Here is a 13,015-nt window from a genome sequence, read left to right on the forward strand (position 1 = left end):
TCAACGACCAGAGGAAGCGCGCCATGGCCCGCAAGGTCGCGGCGGCGCTCGGCGGGTCGGTGCGCGACAAGACGATCGCGGTGCTCGGCCTCACCTTCAAGCCGAACACCGACGACATGCGCGACGCGCCGTCGATCCCGCTGGTGACGGCGTTCAACGACATGGGCGCCAAGGTGCGGGCCTACGATCCGGCCGGCATGGAGCAGGCGAAGCGCGACCTCGACGGCCTCGTCACCTTCTGCGCCAATGCCTACGAGTGCGCGCAGGGCGCCGACGCGGTCGTCATCGTCACCGAGTGGGAGCAGTTCCGCGCCCTCGACCTGGAGCGGCTCAAGAGCGCAATGCGGCAGCCCGTGATGGTCGACCTGCGCAACGTCTACCGGGCGGACGAAATGGCGGCCGCGGGCTTCGCCTACACGAGCATCGGCCGCGCCGCCCCGCGGGGGTGAGCCGCCGAATCCGCGTGCCCCGGACTAGGCGCGTCAGGCCATAGGCCTGATGCGCCGCAGAGCCGGGGCCCATGGCCGCACGGCAATCACTTTGTTTGATCGCCCCTGGGTCCCGGGTCACGGCGCGATGCGCCGCGCCCGGGACACGAGGCATGTCTGGGACGCACCGCGTGAGCACGGCACGTCGCGCCTTTGCCCACCCTACGGCTCTACGCCCGCGCCCCGGAATGACCGAGGTCGAAGTTCAGCGTACCTTCGTGATCAGCAGGTCGCCTGGCCGCAGCGGGTGAGGTTGATCTTCTGCTGCAGGGCGCCGCGGCCGACCGCGCCGACCACGACGTCGGCGTTCGCGCCGGACCCGATCACGTAGCTCGGCGTGCCGTTGAGGCCGAGCGCCTCGGCGAGCCGCAGGCTCTCCTCCAGGCTCGCCCGCACCTCGTCGCTGCCCATGTCGCGCTCGATGCGGGCGAGGTCGAGGCCGGCCTCCTTGGCGGCGGCGAGCGCCTTCGCCTTGTCGGCCTGGCCGCGGCCGTTCATCAGGCGCTGGTGGAAGTCGAAGTACTTCTTGCCGGACTTGTCCTGCAGGCGCACCGCGGCGGCGACCCGGGCCGCCTCGATCGAGCCCTCGCCCAGCACCGGGAACTCCTTGAGCACGACGCGCAGCTTGGGGTCGGCCTGCATCAGGCCCTGGAGGTCGTTGAGCGCACGCTTGCAGTAGCCGCAGTTGTAGTCGAAGAACTCGACCAGCGTGACGTCGCCCTGCGGATTGCCGACCACCACGTGGCGCTGCGAGTTGAACAGCGCCTCGGCGTGCTTCTGGACCGCGAGCTTGGCCTTCTCGGCCTCGGCCACTGCCTGCTTCTTCTCCAGCTCGGCCAGGACCTCCTGCAGAAGCTCCGGGTTCTTCAAGAGATAGTCGCGCACGATCTGCTCGATCTCGCCGCGCTGCGGCGCCGAGAGGTTTTGGGCGGCGAGCGGCGCGGCGAGCGCCGGCAGGAGAGCGGCGGCGATCGCGAGCGCACGCAGGGGGCGGAGCGGCATCGGGAGATCCTTTTCGAGAGTTATCGGCGGCGCGCGCCCTCGGTGGGCGGGCGGAAGCTGGCGATGTCGTCGGCCTTGACCCAGCCGGGCGAGCCGACCGGCAGGCGCTCCTTGGCCCGGATGGCGAGCTGGCGAGCCGTGCGGGTGTCGCCGCGGGCCATCGCGGCCTGGGCGGCGGCGAGGTCGGCCTGGGCGATGTCGCCCTTCTGGCCATAGGCCTTGGCGAGCTGGGCGTAGCCGTCGGCGATGTCGGGATCGGCGACGAGGGCCTGGCGCAGATAGGCGATGGCGTCGTCGGCCGCCTTCTTGTCGTTGGTGGCGATCAGCGCCTGGGCGAGCATCACCTGGATGAGCAGCGGGTTCGGCGCACCGGCGACGGCGCGGCGCAGCGGCGCCACGGCCTCGGCGGCGCGGCCCGACTCGAGCAGCACCTGGCCCTTCAGCTCGTAGAAGTAGGGATTGTTGGGCTGCGTCTGGATCAGCGCGTCGATCTGGGCGAGCGCCTGGCGCAGGTCGCTGTGCTTGTAGGTCGAGATGGCGCGGGCGTAGCGGGCCGGCAGGCTCTGGTCGGAGAGCGGATAGCGGCGCGCCACCACGCCCGGCTGGTCGAGGAAGCCGGAGAGCTTCGCCCGCATCATATCGTGGCGGAGCTGCAGCTCGGGCGAATCCTTCTTGTCCCAGTACTGGGTGCGGCCGATCTCCTGGAGCGCGGCGATGCGCTCGCGGGGCATCGGATGCGACATCAGGTAGGGGTCGGCGCCCTGCGCGGCGAACAGCTGCTGGTCGGAGAAGCGCTTGAAGGTCTCGACCATGCCGCGGGCCGACTGGCCCGTCTCGGTGAGGAACTTGACGCCGGCCCGATCGGCCTGCTCCTCGTGCTGGCGCTGGTAGGCGAGCAGCGAGCGCTGGATCATCGCCGACGGCGCGGCGATCGCCACGGCGGCCGGGTTGCCGCCGACCTGGCTCGAGCGGGCGCCGGCCGCGACCGCGCCGAGGCCGAGCAGCATCGTGATGATGGCGATGGTGCTGGCGTTGGAGAGCTCGGTGCGGAGCTTGGCGAGATGGCCGCCGGCGATGTGGCCGGTCTCGTGCGCCAGGACGCCGATGATCTGGTTCGGCGTCTGCGAGTCCATCAGGGCGCCGGCGTTCACGAAGATGCGGCGGCCGTCCATCACGAACGCGTTGAAGGCGCGGTCGTTGATGATGATGACCTTGATGTTCTGCTGGGTGAGCCCGGCCGCCTTGAGGATCGGCCGCGTGTAGTCGCGCAGCACCTGCTCGATCTCGGCGTCGCGGATCAGCGGCATGCGCTGCGCCGCCGCCGGGGTCGGGATCGTCGTCGCGGCGATCGCGCAGGCGACCGCCACCGCGACGGCGCGGGGCGCCCGCAGGATCAGCCGGCGCTCGGACCCGGGCCGGCGCTTGACAGGGTCGCTCGCTGCGCTCATTCGAACCGGTGCTTGGCCGCCACCGTCAGGATACGCGGGTGGTCGGGCGATCCACAACGGGCCGTGACGCGACCCGGTCGCGCCCAACAACCTGCAGAATGCGGCAACAGCGCGGCGCCACCGGCCGTGCCGCCACGGCCCATCAGACATCGCATCCGAGGCCGCCGCCGCGCCGCCGTCGTATGCGATTCGCCGAAATCGTCCGAGGCTTTTCATGACATCCGACCGCGCCCGCCTGTGCCTGCCGTCGGCGCGCAGCGACGTTCCCCCCTTCATGGTCATGGACGTGATGTCCGCGGCCGCCCGCCTGGAGCAGGCCGGCCGCCACGTGGTCCATATGGAGGTCGGCCAGCCGGAGGCCCCGGCCCCCTCGACCGCGCTCGCCGCCGCCCGCGCGGCGCTGTCCGGCAGCGGCGCCGCGCTCGGCTATACCGAGAGCCTCGGTATCCCGAGCCTGCGCGTCCGCATCGCCCGCCATTACGTTGAGACCTACGGCGAGGCCGTCGATCCTGCGAGCGTGCTGGTGACCACCGGCTCGTCGGCCGCCTTCGTGCTCGCCTTCCTGGCCCTGCTGGAGCCGGGTGACCGGGTGGCGCTCTCGGTGCCGGCCTATCCGCCCTATCGTCACATCCTCACCGCGCTCGGCTGCGTGCCGGTGCTGATCCGCACCGGGCCGGAGGCGCGGTATGCGATGACCACGGAGGCGCTGCTCGCCGCCCATCGCGAGGCACCGCTCAAGGCCGTGCTGATCGCCTCGCCGGCGAACCCGACCGGCACGATGATGACGTCCGATGCGCTGGCGCGCCTTGTCGCGACGGCCGAGGACGCCGGCATCGCGGTGATCTCGGACGAGATCTATCACGGGCTCGACTACGCCTTCCCGGCGACGACGGCGTTGACGACGTCGCGCAAGACCGTGGTGATCAACTCGTTCTCGAAATACTTCTGCATGACCGGCTGGCGGGTCGGCTGGATCGTCGCGCCCGACGCGCTGGTGCGGCCGATGGAGCGGCTCCACCAGAACCTCGCCATCTCGGTGCCGACGCTGTCGCAGGTGGCGGCCGAGGCGGCGTTCGACGGGCGCGCCGAGATGGAGGCCGTCAAGGCCGGCTATGCGCGCAATCGCGAGATCCTCACGACCGGCCTGCCGGCCTGCGGCCTCGACCGCTTCCTGCCGGTCGACGGCGCGTTCTATCTCTATGCCGACGTCTCCGCCTTCACGCCGGACAGCCACGCCTTCGCCCGCGCGCTGCTGGAGGAGGCCGGCGTCGCCGCGACCCCGGGCCTCGACTTCGATCCCGCCGAAGGCCACCGTTGGGTGCGCTTCTCCTACGCCCGCTCGCAAGCCGACATGATCGAGGCGGTCGCCCGCATCGGCCGTTGGCTGAAGGGGGCGGGGTAGGGGGGCGAGCGTTCCTGCGGAGGTGAGAAGAACGTGACCATCCCGTTCGGCCCCCTCCTGATCGGCCTTGCCGCGGCGGCTTGCGGCGTCCTCGGGCTGCGCTGGATCCTCCACCGGGCGCTGCTGCGGGGCTTGCGGGCGCCGCGGGTGGCGCACGACTGCGGGCCGCTCGATCTCGGCCTGCCGGTGGACTGCGTACGGGAGCTCTCGATCGAAGGCCCGCGCGAAAAGCGCCTGTTCGCCTGGCTGGTGACGCCCGACGCGGCGCCTGACACAACGGCCGGCGCGCTGCCCGACGCGGCCCTGTCCCCGCTCCATCCGGCCGTGCTGGTGATGCACGGCTGGGGCTCCAACGCCGCCATGATGCTGCCCGTGGTCGCGCCGCTGCGCGCCGCCGGCTTCGCCGTGCTGCTCCTCGACGCGCGGTGCCACGGCCGCAGCGACGACGAGGACTTCGCCTCGATGCCGCGCTTCGCCGAGGACATCGCGGCCGGCCTCGGCTTTCTGCGCGCCAAAGCCGGGATCGATCCGGCCCGCATCGCGCTGATCGGCCACTCGGTCGGGGCCGGCGCGGCGCTGCTCGCCGCCTGCCGGGATCCCGCCGTCGCGGCCGTGGTCAGCGTCTCGGCCTTCGCCCATCCGGGTGAGCTGATGCGGGTCTGGCTGGCGCGGGTCCGCATCCCCTATCCGGGCCTCGGCTGGTACGTGCTGCGTCACGTGGAGCACACCATCGGGGCACGCTTCGCGGACATCGCGCCGGTGGAGACGATCCGCCGCGTCGGCTGTCCGGTGCTCGTCGTGCACGGCCGGCACGACGCGACGGTGCGGTTCGCCGATGCCGAGCGGCTCGTCGCCGCGGCGCCGCTTGCGACCCTCCTCGCGATCGACGGCGACCACGACCTGCGCGATGCCCTCGGGCCGCACGCAGCCGCCGTGGTGGCGTTCCTGGCCGGCGCCTGTGCGCCGGGCCGGGCCGGGACCGCGATGCCGGTCCCGACAGGCTCTCGTGCCGAAAGGTGACAGGCCGGCACGAGTCGCACCCGGGTCCGGTGCGGGCCGCCGACCTGCGGCGTGGGCGCGGACGTGATCAGTTGTGCTTCTTCACCCAGATGTTCAGCGACTGCCAGTTCTGCGCGGCGTTGATCCGGGCGCGCTCCCACGGGTCGACGAAGCCGTCGGAGCGGGCCTGCAGCTTCATCGCCTGGATCTGCTGCTGCCGCTGCAGGAGCCGGGCAGTCTCGCCATAGGTGAGCTGGCCGCTCTGCACGCCCTGGAAGATGCGCTGGCCCTGGCGGGCCTGGCGGTCGTCGATCGGGCCGGCCATCGCGGCCGAGGCAGTGGCGGCGAGGGCGCCGGCGATCAGGACGGTCTTCAGGGCGGAGGTCTTCGAGAGTGTCATGGCACGCTCCTCTGGTCGGGGTTTCGGGCACTCGCCCCGGAGACGGCGTGTCTTGCAGGGGCTTCGACCATTGGGGCGTGCCGGGAGCGTTCAGGTTCGTCTCGCGAACCAAAATATTCGATGAATAATCAGTCAGATAGCGGGCGAGATCGCGGCGTTTCAGGCGGATTTTGCACGGCCCGCCAGGCCGGCGCGGCAGGGCCGTTCAGCATGCCATCCCGGCGTCGATCGCGGCCTTCGCGAGCCCGACGGCATCGTCGCGCGACGGCGCGTCGGCCGAGGTCGTGAAGGCGTCGAGATCGGCGCTCGCCGTCGTCGCGGCCGCAGCGTCCGCCCGCCGCACGACGGCGCGCCACAGCCCGGGGGCCCGCTCGAACGGCGCGATCACGTAGCCGGCATGGGTTGTCTCGTCCGGGGGAGTGGCGTTCGGGGTGGCCTCGACCGGGATGCTCATGCGGGTCTCCGTCCTGCGAACCGACAATCGGCGGCCCCGTCCGTCGGTTCCGGCCGCCGCACGGGACGGCGCATCGCTCCGAGCCGCGGCGCTCGTCGGCCGGGGCGAGCCCTTGCGTAGGCGGACGAGCCGTTCTTCGCCGGCGTCGGATGGAAGCGCGTCGTCGCCGCCGCGCGTGACGTGTTCTCCCCCGGCCGCGCATGCAGCGTGCGTCTTCTCCGCCGGCGCAGCAAATAACGAAGGCGTTCGCGTTGTCGCGCGGGTGTTCGCCCCGCATGCTGCGCGACATGATCGCGAGCCGCAGCCTTCACCTCCTCGATGTTCCGAGCCGCATCGCGCGCGGCCTCACTGGGCTGGGCCGCAGGTTCAGATCCCTGTCGGTCGGCTTCGTGAACGACTGGACGCTCGGGATCTGGATGATCTCGTGGAACGGCGACCTGCAGGGCACGCTGCGGCACGACGGCGCCCGGTGGTGCCTCGACTGGCTGGAGAGCGCCGATCCGCGCCTCGCCTCCTTCGCGGGCCCGCGCCCCGGTGCGTCGCTCGACGACATCGCCGCCGACTTGCACCGTCACCTCGCCGCGGCGCGCCCGCCTGCCTCCGCACCCGCCGTCAGCCTACGCATCGAAGCCGTGCCGGTGTTCTGAGAGCTGCCGGCCGATCGGGAGAGACGTTGCTCCTCGGGCTCGTGTCCGGGCACGGCGCGCTGCCGTGCCCGGACGTGACCTCACAGCTGCGCGCCGTCGAGCGCGCTCGCCGGCTGCGGGCGGCCGCGATCGAGGATCGCCTGGACGAGACGCTCGGCCGCGATCTCGGGTGCGATCGCGTCGGTCGGCAGCACCAGGGCGGGGGCGAGCGGCGGCTCGTAGGGCTGGTCGCGGCCGGTGAAGTCGACGATCCGACCGGCGTCGGCCTTGGCATAGAGGCCCTTGGGATCGCGGGCCCGGCAGGTCTCCGGGGGCGCGTCGACGAACACCTCGAGGAAGCGGTCGGGCGGAAACAGCGCCGCCACCTTGTCCCGGTCGGCGCGGAACGGCGACACCAGCGACACCAGCACGATCAGCCCGGCCTCGGTCATCAGCTTCGCCACCTCGCCGACGCGGCGCACGTTCTCGGCCCGCGACGCGGCGTCGAAGCCGAGATCGACATTGAGGCCCTGGCGGACATTGTCGCCGTCGAGCAGCATTGTGTGATGGCCGAGCGCGACGAGGCGGCGCTCCACCAGATCCGCGATGGTCGACTTGCCGGAGCCGGGCAGGCCGGTGAGCCACACGGCGAGCGGCCGCTGCGCCTTGACGAAGGCGCGCAGCGACGGCTGCACGGTGCCCGCATGGACGTGCACGTCGCGCGCGGCGCCGAGCGGTCCCGCCACCAGGCCGGCCGCGGCGGTCGCGTGCGTCGCGCGGTCGATCAGGATGAAGGCGCCGGTCGAGCGGTTCTCGGCATAAGGATCGATCGCCACTGGCACGGCGGTCTCGATGTGGACGCGGCCGATGGCGTTGAGGGCGAGGCGATCGGCCGGCACCCGGCCGAGGTTTTCCAGATCGAGCCGGTCGGCGATGCGCGTGACCGTGGCCGCGACCGTCGCGGTCCCGATCTTCAGGCGAAAGCTCCGGCCAGCCTCGATCTCCTCGTCGGTCATCCACACCAGATCGGCCGAGAAACGTCGCGTCACCGCCGGGCGCGCCCGCGGCGGCACCAGCACGTCGCCGCGGCCGATGTCGATCTCGTCCGCGAAGGTCAGCGTCACGGCGTCGCCCGCGGTCGCGACGTCGCGGTCGCCGTCCATGGTGACGATGCGGGCGACGCGCGTCGCCCGTCCCGAGGCGGCAACGACGAGCGGATCGCCGACTGCGACGCGGCCGCTGGCGACCGTCCCGGCGGCGCCGCGGAAGTCCGGGTGCAGCCGGCTCACCCACTGCACGGGAAAGCGGAGATCGGCCTCGGTCTCGTCCGCGATCGGCACCGTCTCGAGATGATCGAGCAGCGGCGGGCCGTCGAACCAGGGGGCGTTCGGGCTCGGCCGCACGACATTGTCGCCGAAGCGCGCCGACAGCGGGATCGGCGTCACGGTGCGGAAGCCGAGCGGCGCCGCGAACTCACGGAACACCGCCACCAGCTCGGCGAAGCGGAGCTGCGACCAGCCGACCAGATCCATCTTGTTGATCGCGAGCACGACGTGGCGAATGCCGAGCAGCGACACGATGGCCGCGTGCCGGCGGGTCTGCTCCAGAAGACCCTTTCGTGCATCGACCAGCAGCACGGCGAGATCCGATGTCGAGGCGCCGGTCGCCATGTTGCGGGTGTATTGCGCGTGCCCGGGCGTGTCGGCGACCACGAAGGCGCGGCGCGGCGTCGAGAAGAACCGGTAGGCGACGTCGATGGTGATGCCCTGCTCGCGCTCGGCCTCCAGCCCGTCGAGCAGCAGCGCGAAATCGACGTCCTCGCCCGTGGTGCCGAAGCGGCGGCTGTCGCGCGTCACGGTGGCGAGCTGATCGTCCAGCACGCTCTGTGCCTCGTGCAGCAGGCGGCCGATCAGCGTCGACTTGCCGTCGTCGACCGAGCCGCAGGTGATGAAGCGCAGGGCGCCGCGCGCCCGCACCGGCACGGCTGCGGCAGCCGGGGTGCCGACGACGAGCCCGGAGGCCGGCGCGATCGATCGGAGAACGGTCGGCATCAGAAGTATCCCTCGCGCTTCTTGGCCTCCATCGAGGCCTGCACGGCGCCGTCGACCAGCCGACCGTTGCGCTCGGAGACCCGCGAGGCGACGATCTCGGCGATGATGCCGTCGAGGTCGGTCGCGTCGGACTCGACCGCCCCGGTCAGCGGCCAGCACCCGAGCGTGCGGAACCGCACCCGGCGCGTCTCCGGCCGCTCGCCCGGTCGCCACCGCATCCGGTCGTCGTCGACGACCAGGAGCGCGCCGTCGCGCGCCACCACGCCGCGCTCGGCGGCGAGATAGAGCGGCACGATCGGGATGCTCTCGGCCCGGATGTAGTCCCACACGTCGAGCTCGGTCCAGTCGGAGAGCGGGAACACCCGCATCGAGTCGCCCGGGGCGAGCCGTGTGTTGAACAGTCTCCAAAGCTCGGGGCGCTGGTGGCGCGGATCCCAGACATGGCCGCGCCGGTGCGAGAAGATGCGCTCCTTGGCGCGGGCCTTCTCCTCGTCGCGTCGCGCGCCGCCGAAGGCGGCGTCGAATCCGTGCGCGTCGAGCGCGGCCTTGAGCGCCTCGGTCAGCATCAGGCGCGAGTACTCGCCCGTCTCGGAATCGAACGGATTCACACCGGCGGCGGCCGCCTCGGCGTTGGTGTGGACCAGCAGATCGAGGCCGTAGCTCGCCGCCATGCGGTCGCGATGAAGCACGACCTCGCGAAAGTCCCAGCCCGAGGCGATGTGCAGGAGCGGGAAGGGCGGACGGCCGGGGAAGAACGCCTTGCGGGCGATGTGCAGCATCACCGAGGAGTCCTTGCCGACCGAGTAGAGCATCACCGGGTTGCGGAGCTCGGCCGCCACCTCGCGCATGATGAAGATCGCCTCGGCCTCCAGCCGTCTCAGATGCGGCGAGAGGCGCGAGCGCGGCTCCGTTGCCGGAGGCGGCTCCTCCGCGGGCGGTTCGGGAGGGCGTTCGGCGAGGCTTTCGGCGGCACGCATGGCGATCCTCAGGAGAGCGCGGTCGAGACGCGCCGCCACGGGCGCGCGTCCGGCCTGGTTTCGGAGGTCTCGGCGGAGGCGGGCTGATAGTGGTGGCGGACCGCGATGATCCGCTGGTCTCGGAGCGCCTCGATCGTGCCGGGATGGGTGACGTCGAAGGCGTCGAAGCCGGCGCGCAGCATCAGCACGATCTGATCGCGCAGCACGTCGCCGGTCGCGCGGATCTCACCCGCGAAGCCGTGGCGGTCGCGCAGCAGGCGGGCGAGCGAGTAGGGCCGGCCGTCGCTGTGTTTCGGGAACCTGATCACGACGAGGGCGAGCCGCGGTAGCTCCACGACGATGTCCTCGAGCGTGTCGCCGGCGGTGAGCACGACGCCGACCGCGTCGTCGCGCCGCGACAGAGTTCCGCGCTCGGCCAGGTACCGGGCCTTCGGCAATGCGATCTTGCCGGTCGCCGGGAGCGGGCTGTCGTCCTCCGGAAAACGCCAGTAGTCGTCGACGAGACGGTTTTGGCGGAACAGCGGCATGATCAGGATCCATGCGTTTGAGCGGCGCCGGCGCGCCGCGTGTGCAGGCCGCACTCGGTCTTGTCGAAGCCGCGCCAACGGCCGGCGCGGCCGTCCTCTCCGGCATCGACCCGTGACGTGCACGGCACGCAGCCGATCGACGGATAGCCCTGCGCCGCGAGCGGATGCACCGGGAGTCCGTGGGCGCGGCGATAGGCGGCGGCGTCGGCCGCTGTCCACGCGGCGAGCGGGTTGATCTTCATGCGCGTGCCGTCCCACTCGGCCGCCGGGAGGGCCGCGCGTGTCGGGCCCTGATCACGTCGTCGGCCGTTGAGCCACGCCGCGAAAGGCGCGATGGCCTGCTCGAACGGCGCGACTTTTCTGAATCCGCAGCAGGCGTCTGGATCACGACCAGCCAGGGTGAGATCCGGATCGAGGCGCACCGTCTCGCCGGCGTCGGGCCTGGTCGTGCGCACGTTCGTGAGACCGAGGCGTGCCACCAGCGCATCTCGGTAGGCGAGCGTCTCCGGAAACAGCCTCAGCGTGTCGACGAAGATCACCGGCGTCGCCGGATCGACCTGTGCGACCAAATGCAGCAGCACGGCCGCGTCGGCGCCGAAGGACTAGACGAGCGCGATGCGGCCGGCGAACTCTTCCAGCGCCGCTAGGACGATCGCCTGGGGCGTGGCACTGGCCCACGCGGCCGCGAGGCTTTCGGCGGCGCTGCTGCCCCCCACCCCCGGCGCGCTCCGCGCACCAAAGCCCTCCCCGCCATTCGCAAGTGCGAATGGGGGGAGGGGAGTCGAGACGCTTCTGCTCTCATTGCGTGTCGATGCCGAAGCACTCCTGTCCTCCTTGCGTGATGATGCCGAGGCGCTGCGGCTCCCCTCCCCCCGCGCGCGAAGCGCGTGGCGGGGAGGGCTCTGGCGCGCGGAGCGCGCCGGGGGTGGGGGGAACAGCGTTTCCCCGACCTCCGCCGGAGTTGGATCATCCCGCCGCGGCATACAGCGCCTCCCGGAACGGGGCCTCGCCGATGCGGCGATAGGCGGCGAGGAACGTCTCCTGCGGCGAGGTGCGCAAGGCCAGATAGGTGTCGACGACGGTCTCGATCGCGTCGACGATGGTCGCCGACGAGAAGCCCGGACCGACGATCTCGCCGATCGCGCAGGTCTCATCGCCGGAGCCGCCGAGCGTGATCTGATAGAACTCCTCGCCCTTGCGCTCGAGCCCGAGGATGCCGATGTGGCCGACGTGATGGTGCCCGCAGGCGTTGATGCAGCCGGAAATCTTGATCTTCAGGTCGCCGATGTCCCGCTGGCGGTCGAGATCGGCGAAGCGTTGCGAGATCCGCTCGGCGATTGGGATCGAGCGCGCGGTGGCGAGCGCGCAATAGTCGAGCCCGGGGCACGAGATGATGTCGGTGACGAGCCCGGCGTTCGGCGTCGCGAGCCCGGCGGCTTTCAGCGCGGCGAACACGGCCGGCAGATCGTCGCGCCGGACGTGCGGCAGCACCAGGTTCTGCTCGTGGCTCACCCGGATCTCGTCGAAGGAGTGGTGCGCGGCGATGTCGGCGACCGCCTCCATCTGGGCCGCCGTCGCGTCGCCGGGCGGCGCGCCGACCGGCTTCAGCGACACCGTCACGATCGCGTAGCCGGGCGCCTTGTGCTCGTGCACGTTGCGGGCGGCGAAGCGGGCGAAGTCCGGGTCGCTCGCGACGGCACGATCGAACACGGCGGAGCGGGCCGGCAGTGCCGCGAAGGCGGGCGGGGCGAAGTAATCACGAATGCGCGCCACCTCGTCGGTCGGCAGCCGCAGCGCCTTGCCCCTCAGTGCCGCGAACTCGGCCTCCACGGCCTCCTTGAACGCCGCCTCGCCGGTCTCGTGCACCAGGATCTTGATGCGCGCCTTGTACTTGTTGTCGCGCCGCCCTTCCAGATTGTAGACCCGCAGGATCGCCTCGCAGTAGGCGATCAGATCCTCCTCGGGCAGGAAGTCGCGTAGCGTCCGCGCGATCATCGGGGTGCGGCCCTGGCCGCCGCCGACATGGACGACGAAGCCGAGCGCACCGCGCGCGTCGCGCGTCACCTGCACGCCGATGTCGTGCGTTTGGATCGCCGCACGGTCGTGCGGTGCGCCCGTCACGGCGAGCTTGAACTTTCGCGGGAGGAACGTGAACTCGGGATGCAGCGACGACCACTGCCGCAGGATCTCGGCATACGGGCGCGGGTCGGCGACCTCGTCGGCCGCGGCGCCGGCGAAGTGGTCCGCCGTGACGTTGCGGATGCAGTTGCCCGAGGTCTGGATCGCGTGCATCTCGACGCCCGCGAGCTTTTCCAGGATGTCGGGCACCTCCTTCAGGGCGATCCAGTTGAACTGCAGGTTCTGCCGCGTGGTGAAATGGCCGTAGCCGCGGTCGTGGTCGCGCGCGATGGTCGCGAGAAGCCGAAGCTGGCGCGAGGAGAGCGTCCCGTAGGGAATGGCGATGCGCAGCATGTAGGCGTGGAGCTGCAGGTACACGCCGTTCATCAGCCGCAGCGGCTTGAACTGATCCTCGGTCAGCGCACCCGAGAGTCGCCGCGCGACCTGATCACGAAACTCCGCGACCCGCTCGGCGACGAATGTGCGGTCGAACTCGTCGTAGCGATACATCGGGCTCCTCCGG

12 protein-coding genes and 1 pseudogene are annotated in these 13,015 nt (G+C 71.4%); 4 read left to right on the forward strand and 9 right to left on the reverse strand.

Going from position 1 to position 13,015, the window contains the following annotated elements:
• Positions 1-449: UDP binding domain-containing protein (locus ABTU92_RS09490; protein WP_408089939.1), on the forward strand; the 449-nt coding region annotated here is incomplete at its 5' end.
• 261 nt (positions 450-710) lie between these two features.
• Here ABTU92_RS09490 and ABTU92_RS09495 read toward each other — a convergent pair.
• Both ABTU92_RS09495 and ABTU92_RS09500 read right to left on the reverse strand, forming a co-directional pair.
• Positions 711-1,490, reverse strand: coding sequence for a DsbA family protein (locus ABTU92_RS09495; protein WP_408089941.1), 780 nt, complete (start codon positions 1,488-1,490; stop codon positions 711-713).
• Positions 1,491-1,510: 20 nt separating this feature from the next.
• Positions 1,511-2,938, reverse strand: a complete 1,428-nt coding sequence (locus ABTU92_RS09500) for a M48 family metalloprotease (protein WP_408089943.1) — start codon at positions 2,936-2,938, stop codon at positions 1,511-1,513.
• A 214-nt stretch (positions 2,939-3,152) separates the two neighbouring features.
• On the opposite strand from ABTU92_RS09500, the gene ABTU92_RS09505 reads away from it, so the two are divergent.
• Together ABTU92_RS09505 and ABTU92_RS09510 are read left to right on the forward strand one after the other, a co-directional pair.
• Positions 3,153-4,340, forward strand: coding sequence for a pyridoxal phosphate-dependent aminotransferase (locus ABTU92_RS09505; RefSeq protein WP_408089945.1), 1,188 nt, complete (start codon positions 3,153-3,155; stop codon positions 4,338-4,340).
• A gap of 33 nt (positions 4,341-4,373) precedes the next feature.
• Positions 4,374-5,360 carry an alpha/beta hydrolase gene (locus ABTU92_RS09510; protein WP_408089947.1) on the forward strand — a complete coding sequence of 329 codons (987 nt, stop codon included), beginning with the start codon at positions 4,374-4,376 and terminating at the stop codon, positions 5,358-5,360.
• Between the two features lie 67 nt (positions 5,361-5,427).
• On the opposite strand, the gene ABTU92_RS09515 is transcribed toward ABTU92_RS09510, so the two are convergent.
• Together ABTU92_RS09515 and ABTU92_RS09520 are read right to left on the reverse strand one after the other, a co-directional pair.
• Complete coding sequence (locus ABTU92_RS09515; protein ID WP_408089949.1) at positions 5,428-5,739, reverse strand: hypothetical protein; 312 nt, start codon at positions 5,737-5,739, stop codon at positions 5,428-5,430.
• 205 nt (positions 5,740-5,944) lie between these two features.
• A complete protein-coding gene (locus tag ABTU92_RS09520) occupies positions 5,945-6,193 on the reverse strand; it encodes a hypothetical protein (protein WP_408089951.1) in 249 nt (82 codons plus the stop codon).
• A 275-nt stretch (positions 6,194-6,468) separates the two neighbouring features.
• Here ABTU92_RS09520 and ABTU92_RS09525 point away from each other — a divergent pair, with 275 nt between their 5' ends.
• Positions 6,469-6,840, forward strand: coding sequence for a hypothetical protein (locus ABTU92_RS09525; protein ID WP_408089953.1), 372 nt, complete (start codon positions 6,469-6,471; stop codon positions 6,838-6,840).
• A gap of 80 nt (positions 6,841-6,920) precedes the next feature.
• Here ABTU92_RS09525 and cysN read toward each other — a convergent pair whose 3' ends face one another.
• From cysN to ABTU92_RS09550, 5 genes and pseudogenes are all read right to left on the reverse strand, one after another.
• Positions 6,921-8,870 (reverse strand): sulfate adenylyltransferase subunit CysN, encoded by a 1,950-nt coding sequence (gene cysN / locus ABTU92_RS09530; protein ID WP_408089955.1) that lies wholly within the window; start codon positions 8,868-8,870, stop codon positions 6,921-6,923.
• Positions 8,870-9,847 (reverse strand): sulfate adenylyltransferase subunit CysD, encoded by a 978-nt coding sequence (cysD, locus tag ABTU92_RS09535; protein WP_408089957.1) that lies wholly within the window; start codon positions 9,845-9,847, stop codon positions 8,870-8,872. The genes cysN and cysD overlap by 1 nt, the downstream gene beginning before the upstream one ends.
• Positions 9,848-9,855: 8 nt before the next feature.
• Positions 9,856-10,374 (reverse strand): DUF934 domain-containing protein, encoded by a 519-nt coding sequence (locus ABTU92_RS09540; protein WP_408089959.1) that lies wholly within the window; start codon positions 10,372-10,374, stop codon positions 9,856-9,858.
• A 2-nt stretch (positions 10,375-10,376) separates the two neighbouring features.
• Positions 10,377-10,964, reverse strand: a pseudogene (locus ABTU92_RS09545) (phosphoadenylyl-sulfate reductase); the annotation flags it as partial.
• Positions 10,965-11,340: 376 nt separating this feature from the next.
• Positions 11,341-13,002, reverse strand: a complete 1,662-nt coding sequence (locus ABTU92_RS09550) for a nitrite/sulfite reductase (RefSeq protein WP_408089961.1) — start codon at positions 13,000-13,002, stop codon at positions 11,341-11,343.
• Between the last annotated feature and the right edge of the window lie 13 nt (positions 13,003-13,015).

Origin of the sequence: Rhodoplanes sp. SY1 (genome assembly GCF_046000175.1) — a bacterium.
Lineage (GTDB): Bacteria > Pseudomonadota > Alphaproteobacteria > Rhizobiales > Xanthobacteraceae > Rhodoplanes.